Raw genomic sequence first — 18,677 nt, forward strand, 5'->3', positions numbered from 1 at the left:
CACGGCCGGTTGCGGTCGCCGGCGATCGCGGGTCGTTCCTGGCCGGGCTACGGATCGGGACCGGGCCACGGCCATGAACCGCGCTCGGCGCAGCAATCGATCGTTGGCAGGGCTGCCAGTTTGCTGGACGAAGCCATTCCGGGCGCTGTGCTTCATATACGAGCAGGGCCGGGCCGAGATCTATGGCACAATTTGACGATGCCGTACATCGCCACCCGAGGTCCGGGTCGCCCTCCCGCGGCGAAGGCGGCCGAAACCCGTGAGCGCATCCTGCGCGCCGCACGCGAGGTTTTCAGTGAACTCGGTTATGACGCAGCAACATTCCAAGCCATCGCCATCCGCGCGGATCTGACGCGCCCAGCGATCAATCATTACTTCGCGAACAAACGGGTGCTCTACGGCGAGGTCCTCGATCAAACCAACGCCATGGTGGTTGCCGCCGGCCGTCGCCGGGCCGAGGAGGAGACCACGTTCATCCGGCGGCTGTCCTCCTTCTTCGTCGCCGCCATCCAGGCTGACTCCGAGGACCGTTCGGCTGCCGCATTTCTGGTGACCTCGATCCTCGAAGCGCAGCGACATCCCGAATTGCGCCAGGAGGAGCACGACGCGCTCGTCGCCTCCCGTGAGTTCGTGGCGTGGGCCGTGAGCGACGCCATCGAACGCGGTGAACTGGCCGTGGACACCGAGGTGGCCACCGTGGTGGAGATGCTGATCGCCGTGATGTGGGGGATGGGCTTCTACGCCGGGTACGTCGGCAGTCACCAGGAGCTGACGGCCGTCATCGAGCGGCTCGAACTATTGCTCGCCAACAAGCTGTGGCAGGTCACTGAATAGACCGGCGCCAGCTGGTACATCTAGAACATGGGCAGCGAACGCTCCGACGACGACACCTGGGATATCGCAAGCAGTGTTGGCGCGACGGCGGTGATGGTGGCTGCCGCGCGGGCCGGGGAAACCGAACGCGACGACGCGTTGATCCGCGATCCGTTCGCGAAGATCCTGGTCGCCGGCGCCGGCACCGGAGTGTGGGAGACGATCCTCGACTCCGACTTCAACAACAGGATGGCCGACGCTGATCCCGAGGTTGCGGCGGTGCTCGAGCACATGGGCAACTACCAGGCGGTGCGCACGCATTTCTTCGACGCGTACTTCGCCGCCGCCGCCGCGGCCGGCATCCGCCAGGTGGTGATCCTGGCGTCCGGGCTGGACTCCCGCGCCTACCGACTGAACTGGCCGGCCGGCACCACGGTTTTCGAGATCGACCAACCCAAGGTGCTGGAGTACAAGGACCAGACCTTGAAGGCGCACGGCGCGACGCCCGCCGCGGCGCTGCACCAACTGCCGATCGATCTGCGCAACGACTGGCCGAAAGCGTTGCGGCACACGGGTTTTGATGAGTCGGCACCGACCGCCTGGCTGGCGGAAGGGCTGCTGATGTACCTGCCGGCCGACGCGCAGGACCGCCTCTTCGAGAACATCACCGCGTTGAGTGCGCCGGGTAGCCGCATCTCGGTCGAGACGGTCGGCGAGCACGCCGCCGAACGCCGGCAGCGGATGCGGGACCGGTTCGACAAGCTCGCCGGGCAGTTCGGCATCGGCCAGACCATCAACGTGCAGGACCTGATGTACGAGGACCCCGAGCGGGCCGACGTAGCCGAGTGGCTCGACGCGCACGGCTGGTCGTCCACCTCGGTCACCTCGCAGGACGAGATGCGCCGCTTGAACCGCTGGGTGCAGGTCGATACCGCCGATGACAAGGCGTTTTCCACCTTCGTGACCGCGTGTAAGAGCTGACTTCGAGCGGTTGACTCTTCAAACCAACCGGCTGGTTGGTTAGGATTCCGGTGTTGCCTGGCTCACGTAAGGACGTACTCATGACCCTTGAATCAGCTGTATCTGTCGGCCGAACGGCTGCTGACATCCCGGCTGTCGTGGCCGGACTCCGAAGGACCTACGCCACCGGGCGCACCCGTGACCTGCAGTGGCGCAAGCGTCAGTTGCTCGCACTGGCCCAGGCCATGGAGGAGAACGAGACCGCCATCGCCAAGGCGCTCGAGGCCGATCTGGGCCGTAAGCCCTTCGAGGCGTGGCTCGCGGACAGCGTCGGCACCATCGCCGAGGCCAAGGACGCGGCCAAGAACCTGCACAAGTGGGCGAAACGTCGCTACCGTCTGCTGGAGCGCTCGCAGCTGCCCGGCCGCGGCTGGGTGGAGTACGAGCCGTACGGCACGGTGCTGATTATCGGCGCCTGGAACTTCCCGTTCTACCTCACGCTCGGCCCGCTGGTTGGCGCGCTCGCCGCGGGAAACACCGTGGTACTCAAGCCATCTGAGTTCGCCCCGGCCTCGTCGCGGCTGATGGCCGAGTTGGTGGAGAAGTACCTCGACAACGACGCCGTCACCGTGGTGGAGGGCGACGGCATGGTCAGCCAGGAACTGATCGCGCAGGGCCTGGACCGCATCATGTTCACCGGCGGTACCGAGATCGGCAAGAAGATCATGGCGGCGGCCGCGCAGCACCTCACGCCGGTGACACTCGAACTCGGCGGCAAGAGCCCCGTGATCGTCGCCGCCGACGCGGACATCGACGTCGCCGCCAAGCGCATCGCCTTCGCCAAGGTGGTCAACTCTGGCCAGATCTGCGTCGCGCCGGACTATGTGGTGGCGGAGAAGCCCATCCGCGATGAGCTGGTCACCAAGATTCGCGATGCCATCGTGGCCTTCACCGCCGATGACCCCGACGGCCTGCCGATCGTCAGTGAGCGGCAGTTCAACCGGCTGAGCAGCTATCTCGGCACGGGCGGGGACGTCGTGACCGGCGGCGGCACCAACCCGGCCCGGCTCACCATGCAGCCGACCGTGGTGGTCGACCCGCCGCTGGACGCGCCGGTGATGACCGAGGAGATTTTCGGGCCCATCCTGCCGGTGATCACCGTCGACTCGCTCGACGACGCCATCGCGTTCGTCAACGCCCGGCCCAAGCCGCTGGCCGCCTACCTGTTCACCAAGGCCAAAGCCATCCGTGAGCGCTTCATCCGCGAGGTGCCGGCCGGCGGCATGCTGGTCAACCACCTGATCTTCCAGGTATCGACGGCTCGTCTGCCGTTCGGCGGCGTCGGCCCGTCCGGCATGGGCGCCTACCACGGCCGGTACGGCTTCCTGGAGTTCAGCCACGCCAAGTCGGTGATGACCAAGCCGACCCGGCCCGACCTCGGACAGCTCATCTACCCGCCGTACACCGACCGGGCGTGGAAGATCGCGCGCAAGTTCTTCTAGGCCGTTCGACGCTAGACCGACCCGACGATGCGGCGGCTGATCGGCCGCCGTATACACAAAGGGGTGCCCACTGCGGTGGGCTGTCCCGTTGCCCTTCCACGAGAGGAAACCCATGCCCGGAGTGCAGGATCGCGTCATTGTCGTCACTGGTGCCGGTGGCGGCCTGGGCCGTGAATACGCGCTGACGCTGGCCCGCGAAGGCGCCTGTGTCGTGGTCAACGACCTCGGCGGTGCCCGCGACGGCACCGGTGCCGGCCACAACATGGCCGACCAGGTCGTCGAGGAGATCAAGGCCGCCGGCGGCCGCGCTGTCGCCAACTACGACAGCGTCGCCGAGCCCGAGGGTGGCGAGAACATCGTCAAGACGGCCCTCGAGGCGTTCGGCAAGATCGACGGCGTGGTGTCCAACGCGGGCATCCTGCGTGACGGCACCTTCCACAAGATGACCACCGAGCAGTGGGACATCGTGCTCAAAGTGCACCTGTACGGCGGGTACAACGTGATCCGCGCCGCGTGGCCGCACTTCCGCGAGCAGAGCTTCGGCCGTGTTGTCGTCGCCACCTCCACCAGCGGTCTGTTCGGCAACTTCGGCCAGGCCAACTACGGCGCGGCCAAGCTGGGTCTGGTCGGTCTGATCAACACGCTGGCCCAGGAAGGCGCCAAGTACAACATCAAGCTGAATGCCATCGCGCCGATTGCCGCGACCCGCATGACGCAGGACATCGTGCCGCCTGAGGTCTTCGCGAAGCTGTCGCCGGAGTACGTCGCCCCGGTGGTGGCCTACCTGATGACCGAGGAACTGCCCGACACCGATTCGATCTTCATCGTTGGCGGCGGCAAGGTGCAGCGCACCGCGCTGTTCCAGAACGAGGGCATCACCTTCGGCGACGTGCCGTCAGTGGACGACATCGCCGCCAAGTGGGGCGAGATCACCGACCTCTCGGCCGCCAAGGCCGCGTCGTTCGCGCTCGGCTGATATAGGTGAAAGCGCTTGTCGCGCAGTCGCTGACGGGCCCTTCGGGCCTTGCCTACACCGATATCGATGATGCCGCGGATCCTTCGGGCAATGCGGTCGTCATCGATGTCGGTGCGGCCGGCATCTGCTTTCCCGACCTGCTGCTGCTCCGTGGCGAGTACCAGCTCAAGCTGCCGCCCGGGTTCACCCCGGGTATGGAGGTGGCCGGTACCGTCCGGTCGGCGCCCGAGGGCTCTGGTTTCGTTGCCGGTCAACGGGTTTCGGCGTTCACCATGATGGGTGGCTATGCGCAGCGGGCGCTGGCGCTGCCGGACTCGGTGATCCCGACGCCCGACGGACTCGACGATGCGGCTGCCGTCTGCCTGCTGGGCAACTACTACACCATGTACTTCGCGCTGGCCCGCCGCGGCGGGCTGCGGGCGGGGGAGACGGTGCTGGTGCTCGGCTCGGCCGGCGGCATCGGAGTGGCGGCCATCCAGATCGCAAAGGCCATGGGCGCCAAGGTGATCGCCATGGTGCACCGCGTCGAGGCGACGGATTTCGTGGCCTCAGTCGGCGCCGACGTGGTGCTGCCGCTCACCGACGGGTGGCGCGACGCCGCACTGGCGGCCACCGACGGTCGGGGAGCGGACCTGGTGGTCGACCCGGTCGGCGGCGACGCCTTCGATGATGCGATTCGGGTGCTGGCTCCCGAAGGTCGGTTGCTTGTCCTGGGTTTCGCTGCCGGACAAGGTATTCCGTCGGTGAAGGTGAACCGCCTGTTGCTGCGCAACATCAGCGTGGTGGGCGTCGGGTACGGCGAGTTCATCCGCCAGGTGCCCGGTTCGGCCGTGGAGGTCGGCGCTGGACTGGCGAAGCTGGTCGAGGCCGGTCTGCGACCGCCGGAGCCCATGCGCTTTCCGTTGTCCGACGGTGCAGCCGCCCTGCAAGCGTTGGCCGACGGGAAGATTCACGGCAAGGCCGTCCTGGAACCCTGATCGTGAACACCTTGGGAACAGTGCTCGTCGCGCTGGTCATCGCGATCGGTCTGGTCGGCATCCTGGTGCCGGTGCTACCCGGCGGGCTCCTCGTGTTCCTCGCGATCGCGGTGTGGGCGGTAGCCGTCCACACCGCGACGGCCTGGGTGGTGCTCGGTGTCGCGGCGGCGTTGTTCCTGGCCGGTGAGGTCATCAAGTACCTCTGGCCGATGCGCCGGATGCGGCGGGCCGAGGTGTCCGCCCGCAGCCTCGTCGTCGGCGGAATCCTGGGTGTCATCGGGTTTTTCGTGATCCCGGTGCTGGGGCTTGCCCTCGGCTTCGTGCTGGGGGTGTACCTGTGCGAGTACTCGGCGCTGCGGGACACGACCCGGGCGTGGACGTCGACCAAGCACGCCATCAAGGGCGTGGCCCTGGCGATGGGAGTGGAGTTCACCGCCGCGCTGCTGGCTGCGGGGGCATGGGTGACAGGATTGGTGGTGGGTAGTTGACTGCAGGAAAACGGACTCTGGACTCGTCGGCCGGCGAGCTACTTCTGCACACCGGCGTCACCGGTACCGCGGCCCGGATGGGACACCGGTTGACCATCGCGATGCGATCATGGTCGGCGGCGGTGGATGTGGACGGGGACGAACCGACCGTGGTCGAGGTGACCGTCGACCTGAACTCTCTGGATGTGCTGACGGGCGAGGGCGGTATGACGCCGTTGTCCGGCCCAGAGAAGACGTTGGTTCGCAACAATGCGCTGAAAACGTTGCAGGCCAAGCGCTTTCCGCAGGCGAAGTTCCGCTCGTCATCGATCGAACGCAGCGGCGACTCGTGGCGGCTCATCGGGACCCTGGACCTCAGTGGCCAGAGCCACGAGCAGACCGTCGTCGTTCAGGTGGTGCAGGACGGCGCGGACCTGCGGATCACCGGTGAGGCGGTGGTACGGCACAGCGACCATCGCATCAAGCAGTATTCGATGTTGATGGGCGCGATGAAAGTGGCAGACGAGGTTCGGGTGGCACTCACTGCGCGCGCTTAGTTGTCCGTGCAGCTACCAGCCGCGCAAGACGCTCCGCAACCGCGCCAGCTGCTCATCGGTAACGCCAATGGCGGCAAGGTAATTCGCCTGCGAACCGTAGTCGGCCGCCACGACCCCGAGCGCTGCGTCCAGGTACTCCTCGCGGACGCCGAGCACCTCTTCGGTGAGCCGGGCCTCGGCGAACGTGACGACCTCGGCCGTCTGCCCGGCCCGGGTGCGGATGGTCTCCAGGATGCCCTCCCGCAGCTGCGGCACCGCGTCGTTGCTGCGCAGGAAATCAGTGAGGATCGCGTCGCGCTCCACCCCGACGGCACCGAGCACCGTCGCCACCGTGAACCCGGTGCGATCCTTGCCGGCGAAACAGTGCGCGATCACCGGGCGGGAGTCGGCGAGCATCGAAATCACCTGGCGTATTGCGAGATGCGCGCCCGGCAGGGTGGGGAAGCGACGGTACTCCTCGACCATGAAGCGACCGGCGGCCGCGGCGACGTCCTCGTCGTCGGGCTTCGTCGTCATCATCTTCTCGAAGGCGTTCTCGTGCGGCGCCTCGGCTTCCTCGGTGCCGGCGGCGGCCAGCTCGTGGAACGGCAGCAGATGGACAGCGACGCCGTCGGGTACCTGGCCGGGGCCGCGGCGCTCGACCTCGTGTAGCGACCGAAGGTCGGCGACATCGGTGATACCGTAGTGCTGCAACGCTTTACGGCCGTCTTCGGCCAGTCCGCTCAGCTCGCTGGAGCGGAACAACCGGCCGGGAGCGATGCCCGTCTCCTCGGCGACATCGCGGAAGTTCCAGGCGCCGGCGAGTTCCAAGCCAGTCGATCGCATCAGCGACCCAACGCCGCGGCCGCCAGTGCCGACTTCTCTCGGCCGAGTTCGGCGCGGGCGATGGTGCGCATGTGCACCTCGTCAGGCCCGTCGAACAACCGCATCGCCCGGTGCCAGGCGTAGAGCCGGGCCAGCGGCACGTCATCGCAGATTCCGGCGGCGCCGTGCACCTGGATGGCGCGATCGATCACGTCGCAAGCGACCTGCGGGGCCACCGACTTGATCTGCGACACCAGCACATGCGCGGCCTTGTTGCCGTGCTGGTCGATGGTCCAGGCGGCCTTCTCGCATAAGAGCCTGGCTTGATCTATCGCGTTGCGCGACTTGGCAATCGACTCACGCACCACGCCCTGCTCGGCCAGCGGCTTGCCGAATGCCACGCGCGTGGACACCCGGTCGATCATCAGGGCCAGGGCACGCTCGGCGGCACCGAGGGCGCGCATGCAGTGGTGGATGCGGCCCGGCCCCAGCCGGGCCTGCGCGATGGCGAAACCGGAGCCTTCCTCGTGCAGCAGGTTCTCCGCCGGGACGCGGACGTTGTCGAAGACGATCTCGCAGTGCCCATGCTGGTCCTGCCAGCCGAACACCGGCAGCGACCGCTGAATATCCACACCGGGGGTATCGGCCGGCACCAGGATCATCGACTGCTGGGCGTGTGACGCCGCATCCGGATTGGTGCGCCCCATGACGATCAGGATCTTGCAGCGCGGGTCGGCAGCGCCGGTGATCCACCACTTGCGGCCGTTGATGACGTAGTCGCCGCCGTCGCGCAGCATCGTCGTCTCGATGTTGCGGGCATCCGAGGACGCCACGGCCGGCTCGGTCATGGCGAAGGCGCTGCGGATTTCACCGCCCAGGAGGGGTTCGAGCCACTGCTTGCGCTGCTGCTCGTTGGCGAACAGGTGCAGCGTCTCCATGTTGCCGGTGTCCGGCGCGGCACAGTTGATGGCCTCGGGGGCGATCTCCATGCTCCAACCGGAAATCTCGGCCAGCGGGGCGTACTCCAGGTTGGTCAGCCCGGACTCCGAGGGCAGGAACAGATTCCACAGGCTACGCTTGCGCGCCTCGATCTTGAGCTCCTCGACCACCGGCGGCACCGTGTGGTCCTTCGGGCCCTTCTCCTCGCGATAGGCGTGGTAGGAGGCCTCGGCGGGCAGCACGAGCTCGGTCATGAACTCGGTGAGCCTGTGCTGGTAATCCTGCGCTTTTGCCGACAACGCGAAGTCCATGACCGCCACGATATGCCACTTGTCTAACGATGTGACGGGCGGTCGGTGACGCAGCGGCCAGGGCCGTGCGCGACGACGGACTCCCTCCCCGCGACGACTTCGGGGAGGGAGTCCGGGCTTTGGGTAGGTCAGCGGACCTGGCCGGGCATCAGGGTGGCCACGCGGTAGATGCCGCGGTGCCACAGCACGCCCGGCAGCGGCGTGCCGGCCGGCGGCGCGGTGATCGACGGGGTGGCCACGATGTGCGGCGGACGGACGTCCGGTCCGAGAGTGGTGGCGCCGGCGGCGCCGGCCAGGCCGAGTGCCGAGCCCCCCAAGACGCCGGCGGCGATGATCGAGAAGCCGAAGGTGCGGGCGGTGCTGCTCATCTGAATTCTCCTGTGTGAGTAAGCTTTTGGTGTGTTGCCCCGGTGTGTTCCGGTGATGACTCAAGAGTGCCCCGACGCGAGCTCTGCGGGTATCGGGTGATCGGCCCAGCCCCCGGAGGATTCCCGCGTCCCCTGATCGGGGGACACGTGGCCGTCAATTGGCGATCGGAGTACTTTTCGCTGGTCGCCGTGCGACGCTGACGGCATGACCGACGAACGGGTTCGCGTGGTGGTGGGCGACGACCACCCGATGTTTCGTGACGGTGTCGTCCGCGCGCTCACGGCGAGCGGCTCCATCGAGGTGCTGGCCGAAGCGAACGACGGGACGTCGGCGCTGGCGGCGATCCGTACGCACAAGCCCCAGGTCGCCCTGCTGGACTACCGCATGCCCGGCATGGACGGCGCCGAGGTGGCGGCGGCGGTGCGGCGCGACGGACTGCCGACCCGGGTACTGCTGCTGTCCGCTCACGACGAGGCCGAGATCGTGTACCGGGCCCTGCAGGACGGCGCGGCCGGCTTCCTGCCGAAAGAGTCGACCCGCAGTGAGCTCGTCAATGCGATCCTCGAATGCGCGAAGGGCCGCGACGTCGTCGCACCCAGCCTGGCCGCTGGGCTGGCCGGTGAGATCCGGCGCCGGGCCGAGCCCGATGCCCCGGCGCTCAGTCCGCGCGAACGCGAGGTGCTGCAGCTGATCGCCAAGGGCGCGACCATCCCGGCCATGGCCAAGGAGCTGTACCTGGCGCCGTCGACGGTGAAGACCCATGTGCAGCGGTTGTACGAGAAGCTCGGAGTCGGGGACCGCGCGGCGGCCGTGGCCGAGGCGATGCGTCGGAAGCTGCTGGACTGAGGTGAGCCCGACACTCCGCCGGATCGGCGAGTACCTGGTTGCTGAGCCGGTGCGGATATCCGCCGGGCTGCGGCTGCCGCTGATCGCGCTGATCGGCGTCCTGGTGTGGATTTGGGAGGTCGACCACTGGCTGCCGGAGGTGTACGCGGCGATCCTGGGGCTGTACGCGATCGCAGCGGTGATCTGGCTGGTGGCAGTGCTGCGCGGCCCGGTGCCACGTTGGGCGGACTGGGCGTCCACCGGCATCGACCTGGTGGTGATCCTCGCGCTGTGCCTGGTGTCCGGCGGCGCGACCGCGGCCCTGCTGCCGGTGTTCTTCCTGCTGCCGATCTCGGTCGCGTTCCAGGATCGCCCACTGATGACAGCGGCGATCGGCACCTTGACGGCGACGGGCTATCTGGCGGTGTGGATCTTCTACTCCAAGCACGACGACCGCATGGGCCTGCCGAACATGGTCTACACCCACTTCGGATTCCTGATCTGGCTCGCCGTCGCCACCACGGTGTTGTGCTTCGTCCTGGTGCGACGTCAGGAGCGCGTGCAGGCCCTGCAGGACGTTCGCCGCCAACTCGTGTCCGAGGCCATGCAGTCCGACGAGCGGCACAACCGGGAAGTGGCCGACGGGCTGCACGACGGCCCGTTGCAGACCCTGCTGGCGGCCCGTCTCCAGCTGGATGAAATCCGGGAACGAACGCCCGGCCCGGAACTCGACGCGGTCTACGCGGCGTTGGAAGACACCGCGGCGGCACTGCGCTCGACGGTCACCGAGCTGCACCCGCAGGTGCTCGCCCAGCTCGGCCTCACGCCCGCTGTGCGGGAACTGCTGCGGCAGTTCGAGTCTCGCTACGAGGTGGACGTGCGGGCCGACCTCGAGGATGTCGGCAAGCCCGATTCTCAGCAACTGCTGTACCGGGCTGCCCGCGAGCTGCTCACCAACATCGGCAAGCATGCGCAAGCCACATCGGTGTGGGTGCGGCTGGGCTGTATCGGCGATCGCGTCGTCCTGACGGTGTCGGATGACGGCGTCGGCTTCGATCCGGCCGTGGTGGCCCGGTACGTGGCCGACGGGCACGTCGGGCTGGGCTCGCTGCTGGCGCGGTTGGAGGCGATGGGTGGTTCGATGCTCGTCGACTCGGCCGATGGCGGTACCCGCGTCACGGTCACCTCACCGCCTGTGCGTGAGCAGTCGCCCCAGCTCGGCGCTGGTGGCGGGAAATGATTCATCGCTGGTTCGGGGAGCAGCCCCATGGTCGAGACGCCTGACCAATTCCTCGCGGCGATAACCGATTTCGTCCGCTGACGCCCGAACGCAAAACTGCCCCTCACTCGAAAGTGAGGGGCAGTCTGTGCGGAAGAACTACAGCGCGGCCAGGATGTCGTTGACGCGGTCGCGGGCGTCGCCGAACAGCATCTGGCTGTTGTCGCGGAAGAACAGCGGGTTCTGCACGCCGGCGTAGCCCGAGGCCATGGAGCGCTTGAACACGATGACGTTGTTGGCGTTCCATACCGTGAGCACCGGCATGCCGGCGATCGGGCTGCCCGGGTCTTCGGACGCGGCCGGGTTGACGGTGTCGTTGGCGCCGATGACGAGCACGACGTCGGTGTCGTCGAAGTCGTCGTTGATCTCGTCCATTTCCAGGACGATGTCGTAGGGCACCTTGGCCTCGGCCAGCAGCACGTTCATGTGGCCGGGCAGACGGCCCGCGACGGGGTGGATACCGAAGCGGACGGTGACGCCCTTCTCGCGCAGCTTGCGGGTCAGGTCGGCCACGCCGTACTGGGCCTGGGCGACGGCCATGCCGTAGCCGGGCGTGATGATCACCGAACTGGCCGACGCGAGCATTTCGGCGGCGCCTTCGGCGGTGATCTCGCGGTGCTCGCCGTAGTCCTTGTCCTCGGCCGGGCCGGCCTCGATGCCGAAGCCACCGGCGATGACCGAGATGAACGACCGGTTCATGGCCTTGCACATGATGTACGACAGGTAGGCACCGGAGGAGCCGACGAGCGCACCGGTGATGATCAGCAGGTCGTTCGAGAGCAGGAAGCCTGAGGCGGCCGCGGCCCAACCGGAGTAGCTGTTGAGCATCGACACCACCACGGGCATGTCGCCACCGCCGATGGAGGCGACCAGGTGCCAGCCGAGCAGCAGGGCCAGGACCGTGACGCCGACCAGCAGCCACAGGTTCGGCGCGATGCAGAACCACACGGTCAGCGCGACGAACAGCACCAGCGAGCCGACGTTGAGGAAGTTCTTGCCCGGCAGCATCAGCGGCGCGGACTTGATCTTGGCCGAGAGCTTCAGGTTGGCCACGATCGAACCGGTGAAGGTCACCGCACCGATGAACACACCGATGAAGACCTCGGCCGAATGAATCCCCAGCATGCCCTCTTTGGCCAGCTCGAGCGCGCCCTGGCCGTTCGGGTCGAACTCGGCGTGCAGGTAGCCGCTCCAGCCGACCAGCACTGCGGCCAGACCGACGAACGAGTGCAGCAGCGCGATCAGTTCGGGCATGCCGGTCATCTCGACGACCTTGGCGCGCCACAGACCGATGGCAGCACCGACGGCCATGGCGCCGATCAGCAGCGCCAGGCCCAGGGGCTCGATGTGCTTGTTGATGGCCAGGACGATGGTGGCGACCAGCGCCACGCCCATGCCGGCCATGCCGAAGGCGTTACCGGCCTTGGAGGTCTCGTGCTTGGACAGGCCGGCCAGAGCGAGGATGAACAACAGGGCAGCGACGACGTAGGCCGCGTTCGCCACGTTGGTGATGGTTTCTGCGTTGAACATGAATCCGTTCCAAAGGTTCTGAGGTCAGCAGGCTCTAGCTGCGGGAGAACATGGCCAGCATGCGGCGGGTCACCGCGAAGCCACCGAAGACGTTGATCGAGGCCAGCAAGATGGCCACGCCGGCGAGGGCGGTGATCGGGGTGTTGTCATGCCCGATCTGCAGCAGCGCGCCGACCACGATGATCCCGGAGATCGCGTTGGTCACGGACATCAGCGGGGTGTGCAGCGCATGGTGCACGTGCCCGATCACGTAGTAGCCGATCACGATCGCCAGCGCGAACACCGTCAGGTGGACCTGCAGAGCGGCCGGCGACGCGGCGATCAGCGCGAACAGCACGGCCGCGGCGCCGAAGGTGATGCCCAGACGACGCTGCGTCGACATCGGCTCCTTGATCTTCGAGACCACGGGAGCGGCGGCAGCGGCTGCGGCCGGAGCGGCGGAGACCTGCACCGGGGGCGGCGGCCAGGTGATCTCACCGTCGCGCACGACGGTCACCCCGCGCTGCACCACGTCGTCGAAATCGAGGACGACCTGGCCGTCCTTCTCCGGGGTGAGCAGCTTGAGCAGGTTGACCAGGTTGGTGCCGTACAGCTGGGAGGCCTGCGCAGGCAGGCGGCCGGCCAGGTCGGTGTACCCGATGATCGTGACACCATTGTCGGTAACGATGGCCTGGTCCTTGACGGTGCCCTCGACGTTGCCGCCGTTGGCCGCGGCCATGTCGACGATCACCGAACCGGACTTCATCGAGGCCACCATCTCCCCGGTGATGATCCGCGGCGCGGGACGGCCCGGGATCAGCGCGGTCGTGATGATGATGTCGACGTCCTTGCACTGCTCGGCGTACAGCTGCGCCTCGCGTGCCTTGTAGTCGTCGTCCATCTCTTTGGCGTAGCCGGTTTTGGAAACTTCGGCGACCTCGGCCGTTTGATCCGCGACGGACAGGTACTCCCCGCCGAGGGAGGCGACCTGGTCGGCGACCTCGGGGCGCGGGTCGGTCGCGCGCACGATGGCGCCCAGCGAGCCGGCGGCGCCGATCGCGGCCAGACCGGCCACACCGGCACCGACGACGAGGACCTTGGCCGGGGGAACCTTGCCGGCCGCGGTGACCTGGCCGGTGAAGAACCGCCCAAAAGCGTGGGCGGCCTCGACGACGGCGCGGTAGCCGGCGATGTTGGCCATCGAGGACAGCACGTCCAGGGACTGGGCGCGCGAGATACGCGGCACCGCGTCCATGGCCAGCACCGTGATCGGGCGGGTGGCGAGCTTCTCGACCAGTTCCGGCTTCAAGGCGGGGGAGATGAGCGAGACCAGGGTGGCGCCGTCCTTGAGGGCGGCGATCTCACCGTCGTCAGGCGCGTTGACCTTCAAAACGATGTCCGCGCACAGCGCCTCTGCGGAGGAGCCGATACTGGCCCCGGCCTCTACATAGGCGGCGTCGGCGAAACTGGAGGCGGCACCCGCGCCAGATTCGACCACTACCGAATAGCCGAGCTTGATCAGCTGCCCGACAGTTGCAGGAGTGGCGGCAACCCGCGTCTCACCAGCCAGAGACTCGCGGGGAATCCCGATGATCATCGAATTCGATCCGATCTGTGTTGGTTTGCTTGCAAGAGTCTCCCCCATCCACGTCTGGACGGTGCCCTTGCCCCCTATACCAGTTAGCAATCGCTCATAAATTAGCAGTCGCTCATAACCCGACCAAAAATCCACTGCGGGGCGATGCCGGGGATATGTCTACGGGACGGCGGCGATTTGGTACAGCAAAATTCCGACCGGTGCGACGGCACGCGCCGAGACACCGGTCGGTGGGGTGAAATTCAGAGGCGGCTAGACCGGGGGATATGCCGGGGGCGGGTACACGCCGCGCAGGCCCCACGGGACCCAGTTGAAGAAGTACTCGATCTCGTCGCTCGCGTCGTAATCCGGACTCGGATCCATCAGTACCTCCAACCGACAAGCTTGTTACTCGTGAGCTTAGCTGCTGGAGCTGGCCAGTGAGTGGCGGATCGGCTGTGGACATGCCACGGCATAGACTGGCCAACCAGTTGATTGGTCCCGGGACTGGCGCCCGGCTGCATAGAGTGAGCTGACATGTCCACAGAGTCGTCGACAAAAGGTGCTGCAACGGGGTCGCCCGCGGGGGCGTCGTCTGGGTCGAACGGCTCGTCGCGGCGCGAGGAGTTGTTGGCAGTGGCCGCCAAGTTGTTCGCGGCCCGCGGCTACCACGGCACCCGCATGGATGACGTCGCCGACGCCGTCGGACTCAACAAGGCGACCGTCTACCACTACTACGCCAGCAAGTCGCTGATCCTGTGGGACATCTACAAGTCGACCGCCGACTTCACCGTCGACGCCCTGCATGACGATCCGACGGCCTCGGCGCGCGAGACCATCTTCAACTTCACCCGGCGCCTGCTGACCGGCATCGCCACCGACCTGGAGTCCGCGGCGGTGTACTTCCAGGAGGGGCCGTACATCACGGAGTGGTTCACCGAGGAGCAGGTGGCGTACATCCGCAAGGCCGAGACCACGGTCTATGAGCACGTCCGCGACGTCATCGACCGCGGCATCGCCAGCGGCGAGTTCAACGACTGCGACTCGCATGTGCTGGCACTGGGCTACATCGGGATGACGCTGGGCGCCTACCGGTGGCTGCGGCCGCACGGCCGGCGCACGGCTTCCGAGATCGCCGTCGAGTTCAGCACCGCACTGCTGCGCGGACTGATCCGCGACGAAACGATCCGCACCGAGGACCCCCTCGGCGGCGGCGCATCACACTGACCAGCGCGTTCGAGAGGTGACCGAGGCCCGATGAAATCTCTGCTGCTGTCCCGCCGGGACCTCGACTTCCTGCTGTACGAATGGCTGAAGGTCGACGAACTCACCGGCCGCAAGCGGTTCGCCGACCATTCACGCGAGACCTTCGACGGGGTCCTGGACCTCAGCGAGCAGCTGGCTGAGCGTTACTTCGCGCCGCATAACAAGAAGAGCGACGCCAACGAGCCGACCTTCGACGGACAGACCGTCACGATGGTCCCCGAGATCAAAGAGGCCTGGGACGCATTCGTCTCGGCTGATCTCATCGGCATGTCGATGGAGGAGTCGGTCGGCGGGGCGCAACTGCCCGCGGTCGTCGCACAGGCGGCGTTTGCCTGGATCGCCGCCGCCAACGTGTCGACATCGGGGTATCTGATGCTGACCATCGCCAACGCCAATCTGCTGACCAGGTTCGGTACGCCCGAGCAGATCGAGACCTACGTCAAACCCATGCTCGAAGGCTGCTTCTCGGGCACCATGGCGCTCTCGGAGACCCAGGCCGGATCGTCGCTGGCCGACGTGGCCACGCGCGCCGAACCGCGCGAGGACGGCACCTATCGGCTGTTCGGGTCGAAGATGTGGATTTCGGGCGCCGAGCACGAGATCACCGACAACATCGTCAATCTGGTGCTGGCCAAGCTCCCCGGCGGGCCCCCTGGCACCAAGGGCATCTCGCTGTTCATCGTGCCCAAGTACCTGGTGAACGCCGACGGGTCCATCGGCGAGCGCAACGACGTCGCCATCGCGGGGCTGAACCACAAGATGGGGCAGCGCGGCGTCACCAACACCGTGCTGAATTTCGGTGACACACAGTTCAATCCGGGCGGCGAGAACGGCGCGGTCGGCTATCTGGTCGGCGAGCCGCACCGCGGCATCGTCTACATGTTCCAGATGATGAACGAGGCCCGGCTGGCCGTCGGCATGGGCGCGGTGGCGCTGGGCTACACCGGCTACCTCAAGTCGGTGCAGTACGCGCGGGAGCGGCCGCAGGGCCGGCCGCTGGACGTCAAGGACCCGACGACGCCTCAGGTGCCCATCATCGAACATCCCGACGTCCGTCGAATGTTATTGGCGCAGAAGGCCTATGTCGAAGGCGGAATGGCCCTGGGTCTGTACTGTGCGCGGCTGGCGGATGTGCAGCACAGTGCGGAATCGGACGCCGAGGCCGACACGGCCGGTCTCTTGATCGACATCCTGACGCCGGTGGCCAAGAGCTGGCCGTCGCAGTGGTGCCTGGAAGCCAACAACCTGGCGATCCAGGTGCACGGCGGGTACGGCTACACGCGTGAGTACGACGTCGAGCAGCATTACCGGGACAACCGGCTGAACCCGATCCACGAGGGTACCAACGGCATCCAGAGCCTGGACCTGTTGGGCCGCAAGGTGACTCAGCGCGGCGGGGCAAGCCTGGCGGCACTCGGGCAGGTCATCGCCGAGACGGTGGGGACGGCCTCCGCCCTGGGTGGCGAGGGCGCCGAGTTGGCGGCCGCGCTCGACGCGTCGTGGCAGCGGCTGGTTGGAGTGACCGCCGGCATGTTCGGCTCGGGCGACGTCCCTGCGGTGATGGCCAACAGCCACGTCTACCTGGAAGCGTTCGGGCACATCGTCGTGGCGTGGCTGTGGCTGGAGCAGTTTGTCGCGGCCGCGGGCAAAGACGGCGATTTCTATGACGGCAAGCGCCAGGCGGCCCGGTACTTCTTCCGGTTCGAATTGCCCAAGACCGCACCGCAATTGGACCTGCTGGAGTCGCTGGACCGGACGACGCTGGAGATGCGGGACGGCTGGTTCTAGGCATTTTCCGCCCGCCGAACGTGAACTAGATGACGAAGATTCGGTGGGTGAAATCACGCGATCTTCTTCACGTTGGGCTTGCTAGAAGGTAATGATCTGGCGCACGGCGCGGCCGTCGGCCAGGGCGTCCATGCCGGTGTTGATGTCGTCGAGGGTGATGGTGTCGGACACCAGCTTCTCGACGGGCAGCCGGCCGGACCGCCACAGGTCGACGAAGCGTGGAATGTCTCGCGCCGGCACCGCTGACCCGAGGTAGCTCCCGATCAGCGAGCGGCCATCGGCGACCAAAGCCAAGGGCGACAACGTGATTCGCGCATCAGGGTGCGGCAGCCCGACGGTGATGGTCTTGCCGCCGGGGGCGGTCATGCCGATCGCGGTCTCCAGGGCGGCGGGGTGGCCGGCGGCCTCGATCACCACGTCGGCCTTGATGTCGCCGGGGTCGGTGACCGCATCGTGCGCGCCGAGCGCGCGGGCCTGCTCGAGCTTGTCGGGCAGCCGGTCCACCGCGACGACCCGCACGTCGTCGTGCGCCAGGGCAGTGAGCATGGCGGCCATGCCGACCCCGCCCATGCCGACGATGGCCACCGTCTGCCCGGGTTTCGGCTGGCCGGCGTTGAGGACCGCGCCGCCGCCCGTCAGCACCGCGCAGCCGAGCAGTGATGCGACCACCGGAGGTACGTCAGCGTCTACCGGTACCACCGATCGGCGATCCACCACCGCGTACGTCGCGAAGGCGGACACCCCGAGGTGATGCAGAACCGCCCGGCCGCTCCGGGACAGCCGCGTCTCGCCGCTGAGCAGCGTGCCCGCGCCGTTGGCGGCGCTGCCCGGGATGCAGGGGGCCAGGCCGTCGGTCGCGCAGGACCGGCACTGGCCGCAGCGTGGCAGGAACGTCATGACCACCCGCTGTCCGACGGCCAAATCCGAAGTGCCACCGAGTTGTTCGACGATGCCGGCGGCCTCGTGGCCGAGCAGCATCGGCACCGGACGGACCCGGTTGCCGTCCACCACCGACAGATCGGAATGGCAGAGGCCTGCCGCCTCTATACGCACCAGCACCTCGCCGTCGCCCGGCGCGTCCAGATTCAGCTCGCTGATGGTGAGTGGCCGTGATTCGGCATACGGGCGGGCTCGCCCGATCTCTTCGAGTACGGCACCGCGAATCAACATGGCACCAGCCTGACAGACTGGCGGGCATGGAGCAGGCACTGACCGCCGCGGAATTTCCGGTGCACTGGCCCGTGCAGACCCGCTGGACCGACAACGACATGTTCGGCCACCTCAACAACGCGGTCTACTACGAGCTGTTCGATACCGCGATCAACGCGTGGATCAACACCACGTGCGACATCGACCCGGTTGCCGCGCCGTGGCTCGGGGTGGTCGCCGAATCGGGCTGCCGCTACTTCGCGGAGCTGAGGTTTCCGTCGCAGCTGGTGGTAGGGCTGGCGGTGACCCGGTTGGGCAACAGCAGCGTCACCTACCGCACCGGGCTGTGGGCCGAGGAAACGGAGCACTCCACTCAGGCTGATGCGCGGCTCGCCGCCGCGGTCGGCAGCTGGGTGCACGTCTACGTCGACCGGGACGCCCGGCGTCCCGTCCCTATCCCGGCACCCATCCGCGAGCTGCTGGAGACCGCCGTCGTCAGCTGAGCCTGAGGTCGGGGCGCAGGCTACTCGCAGAAATGCGCCGCACACGCAGGATCAACCTCGGCGGAGGGCGCCGGACGCGTTGAGCCTGTACCCAGGGCGGGAAATGT

18 protein-coding genes and 1 pseudogene are annotated in these 18,677 nt (G+C 67.2%); 12 read left to right on the forward strand and 7 right to left on the reverse strand.

Annotated elements, in window-relative coordinates; translation table 11 throughout:
• The first annotated feature begins 198 nt into the window (after window positions 1–198).
• The 7 genes from ACX12F_RS00540 (at window position 199) to ACX12F_RS00570 (ending at window position 6,252) form a co-directional block, all read left to right on the forward strand.
• Window positions 199–834: a TetR/AcrR family transcriptional regulator gene (locus tag ACX12F_RS00540; protein ID WP_459367791.1), complete on the forward strand. Its 636-nt coding sequence runs from the start codon at window positions 199–201 to the stop codon at window positions 832–834.
• 27 nt (window positions 835–861) lie between these two features.
• Entirely contained in the window at window positions 862–1,794 is a 933-nt protein-coding gene (locus ACX12F_RS00545) for a class I SAM-dependent methyltransferase (RefSeq protein ID WP_459367792.1), read from the forward strand.
• Between the two features lie 80 nt (window positions 1,795–1,874).
• A complete protein-coding gene (locus ACX12F_RS00550; protein WP_459367793.1) occupies window positions 1,875–3,275 on the forward strand; it encodes an aldehyde dehydrogenase family protein in 1,401 nt (466 codons plus the stop codon).
• A 112-nt stretch (window positions 3,276–3,387) separates the two neighbouring features.
• Window positions 3,388–4,251 (forward strand): SDR family oxidoreductase, encoded by an 864-nt coding sequence (locus ACX12F_RS00555; protein WP_459367794.1) that lies wholly within the window; start codon window positions 3,388–3,390, stop codon window positions 4,249–4,251.
• Window positions 4,252–4,256: 5 nt separating this feature from the next.
• On the forward strand, window positions 4,257–5,228 hold the full coding sequence (locus tag ACX12F_RS00560; RefSeq protein ID WP_459367795.1) for an NADPH:quinone oxidoreductase family protein: 972 nt from the start codon (window positions 4,257–4,259) through the stop codon (window positions 5,226–5,228).
• 2 nt (window positions 5,229–5,230) lie between these two features.
• Window positions 5,231–5,716 carry a DUF456 domain-containing protein gene (locus ACX12F_RS00565; RefSeq protein ID WP_459367796.1) on the forward strand — a complete coding sequence of 162 codons (486 nt, stop codon included), beginning with the start codon at window positions 5,231–5,233 and terminating at the stop codon, window positions 5,714–5,716.
• Entirely contained in the window at window positions 5,713–6,252 is a 540-nt protein-coding gene (locus ACX12F_RS00570) for a YceI family protein (RefSeq protein WP_459367797.1), read from the forward strand. Before ACX12F_RS00565 ends, ACX12F_RS00570 begins: the two co-directional genes overlap by 4 nt.
• Window positions 6,253–6,264: 12 nt before the next feature.
• Here the strand turns inward: ACX12F_RS00570 and ACX12F_RS00575 are convergent, their stop codons facing one another.
• The 3 genes from ACX12F_RS00575 to ACX12F_RS00585 form a co-directional block, all read right to left on the reverse strand.
• Window positions 6,265–7,077, reverse strand: coding sequence for a tyrosine-protein phosphatase (locus tag ACX12F_RS00575; protein WP_459367798.1), 813 nt, complete (start codon window positions 7,075–7,077; stop codon window positions 6,265–6,267).
• Window positions 7,077–8,306, reverse strand: coding sequence for an acyl-CoA dehydrogenase family protein (locus tag ACX12F_RS00580; RefSeq protein WP_459367799.1), 1,230 nt, complete (start codon window positions 8,304–8,306; stop codon window positions 7,077–7,079). The genes ACX12F_RS00575 and ACX12F_RS00580 overlap by 1 nt, the downstream gene beginning before the upstream one ends.
• Window positions 8,307–8,434: 128 nt before the next feature.
• Window positions 8,435–8,674, reverse strand: a complete 240-nt coding sequence (locus ACX12F_RS00585; RefSeq protein ID WP_459367800.1) for a hypothetical protein — start codon at window positions 8,672–8,674, stop codon at window positions 8,435–8,437.
• Window positions 8,675–8,879: 205 nt separating this feature from the next.
• Between ACX12F_RS00585 and ACX12F_RS00590 the strand changes: the two genes are divergently transcribed.
• The gene (locus ACX12F_RS00590) at window positions 8,880–9,521 is read left to right on the forward strand and encodes a response regulator (RefSeq protein ID WP_459367801.1); all 642 of its coding nucleotides are present in this window, start codon (window positions 8,880–8,882) and stop codon (window positions 9,519–9,521) included.
• 1 nt (window position 9,522) lies between these two features.
• Window positions 9,523–10,740, forward strand: a complete 1,218-nt coding sequence (locus ACX12F_RS00595; protein ID WP_459367802.1) for a sensor histidine kinase — start codon at window positions 9,523–9,525, stop codon at window positions 10,738–10,740.
• A gap of 138 nt (window positions 10,741–10,878) precedes the next feature.
• Here ACX12F_RS00595 and pntB read toward each other — a convergent pair whose 3' ends face one another.
• The 3 genes and pseudogenes from pntB to ACX12F_RS00610 form a co-directional block, all read right to left on the reverse strand.
• On the reverse strand, window positions 10,879–12,309 hold the full coding sequence (gene pntB / locus ACX12F_RS00600; protein ID WP_459367803.1) for a Re/Si-specific NAD(P)(+) transhydrogenase subunit beta: 1,431 nt from the start codon (window positions 12,307–12,309) through the stop codon (window positions 10,879–10,881).
• Between the two features lie 34 nt (window positions 12,310–12,343).
• Window positions 12,344–13,885: a Re/Si-specific NAD(P)(+) transhydrogenase subunit alpha gene (locus ACX12F_RS00605; protein WP_459367804.1), complete on the reverse strand. Its 1,542-nt coding sequence runs from the start codon at window positions 13,883–13,885 to the stop codon at window positions 12,344–12,346.
• A gap of 252 nt (window positions 13,886–14,137) precedes the next feature.
• Window positions 14,138–14,254, reverse strand: a pseudogene (locus ACX12F_RS00610) (CAP domain-containing protein); the annotation flags it as partial.
• 147 nt (window positions 14,255–14,401) lie between these two features.
• Between ACX12F_RS00610 and ACX12F_RS00615 the strand changes: the two are divergent.
• Window positions 14,402–15,091, forward strand: a complete 690-nt coding sequence (locus ACX12F_RS00615) for a TetR/AcrR family transcriptional regulator (RefSeq protein ID WP_459367805.1) — start codon at window positions 14,402–14,404, stop codon at window positions 15,089–15,091.
• A gap of 30 nt (window positions 15,092–15,121) precedes the next feature.
• A complete protein-coding gene (locus ACX12F_RS00620) occupies window positions 15,122–16,918 on the forward strand; it encodes an acyl-CoA dehydrogenase (protein ID WP_459367806.1) in 1,797 nt (598 codons plus the stop codon).
• An 81-nt stretch (window positions 16,919–16,999) separates the two neighbouring features.
• Here ACX12F_RS00620 and ACX12F_RS00625 read toward each other — a convergent pair whose 3' ends face one another.
• Window positions 17,000–18,088, reverse strand: coding sequence for an alcohol dehydrogenase catalytic domain-containing protein (locus ACX12F_RS00625; RefSeq protein WP_459367807.1), 1,089 nt, complete (start codon window positions 18,086–18,088; stop codon window positions 17,000–17,002).
• Window positions 18,089–18,114: 26 nt separating this feature from the next.
• On the opposite strand from ACX12F_RS00625, the gene ACX12F_RS00630 reads away from it, so the two are divergent.
• Entirely contained in the window at window positions 18,115–18,570 is a 456-nt protein-coding gene (locus tag ACX12F_RS00630; RefSeq protein ID WP_459367808.1) for an acyl-CoA thioesterase, read from the forward strand.
• Window positions 18,571–18,677 lie beyond the last annotated feature (107 nt).

This window comes from Mycolicibacterium sp. HS_4_1 (genome assembly GCF_054515875.1).

What these genes read in the sequence shown, in the direction of transcription:
- ACX12F_RS00540 (WP_459367791.1), top strand. Translation starts at nt 199, where the DNA reads ATGCCGTACATCGCCACCCGAGGTCCGGGTCGCCCTCCCGCGGCGAAG.
- ACX12F_RS00545 (WP_459367792.1), top strand. Translation starts at nt 862, where the DNA reads ATGGGCAGCGAACGCTCCGACGACGACACCTGGGATATCGCAAGCAGT.
- ACX12F_RS00550 (WP_459367793.1), top strand. Translation starts at nt 1,875, where the DNA reads ATGACCCTTGAATCAGCTGTATCTGTCGGCCGAACGGCTGCTGACATC.
- ACX12F_RS00555 (WP_459367794.1), top strand. Translation starts at nt 3,388, where the DNA reads ATGCCCGGAGTGCAGGATCGCGTCATTGTCGTCACTGGTGCCGGTGGC.
- ACX12F_RS00575 (WP_459367798.1), bottom strand. Translation starts at nt 7,077, where the DNA reads ATGCGATCGACTGGCTTGGAACTCGCCGGCGCCTGGAACTTCCGCGAT.
- ACX12F_RS00580 (WP_459367799.1), bottom strand. Translation starts at nt 8,306, where the DNA reads ATGGACTTCGCGTTGTCGGCAAAAGCGCAGGATTACCAGCACAGGCTC.
- ACX12F_RS00585 (WP_459367800.1), bottom strand. Translation starts at nt 8,674, where the DNA reads ATGAGCAGCACCGCCCGCACCTTCGGCTTCTCGATCATCGCCGCCGGC.
- ACX12F_RS00590 (WP_459367801.1), top strand. Translation starts at nt 8,880, where the DNA reads ATGACCGACGAACGGGTTCGCGTGGTGGTGGGCGACGACCACCCGATG.
- pntB (WP_459367803.1), bottom strand. Translation starts at nt 12,309, where the DNA reads ATGTTCAACGCAGAAACCATCACCAACGTGGCGAACGCGGCCTACGTC.
- ACX12F_RS00605 (WP_459367804.1), bottom strand. Translation starts at nt 13,885, where the DNA reads ATGATCATCGGGATTCCCCGCGAGTCTCTGGCTGGTGAGACGCGGGTT.
- ACX12F_RS00615 (WP_459367805.1), top strand. Translation starts at nt 14,402, where the DNA reads ATGTCCACAGAGTCGTCGACAAAAGGTGCTGCAACGGGGTCGCCCGCG.
- ACX12F_RS00620 (WP_459367806.1), top strand. Translation starts at nt 15,122, where the DNA reads ATGAAATCTCTGCTGCTGTCCCGCCGGGACCTCGACTTCCTGCTGTAC.
- ACX12F_RS00625 (WP_459367807.1), bottom strand. Translation starts at nt 18,088, where the DNA reads ATGTTGATTCGCGGTGCCGTACTCGAAGAGATCGGGCGAGCCCGCCCG.
- ACX12F_RS00630 (WP_459367808.1), top strand. Translation starts at nt 18,115, where the DNA reads ATGGAGCAGGCACTGACCGCCGCGGAATTTCCGGTGCACTGGCCCGTG.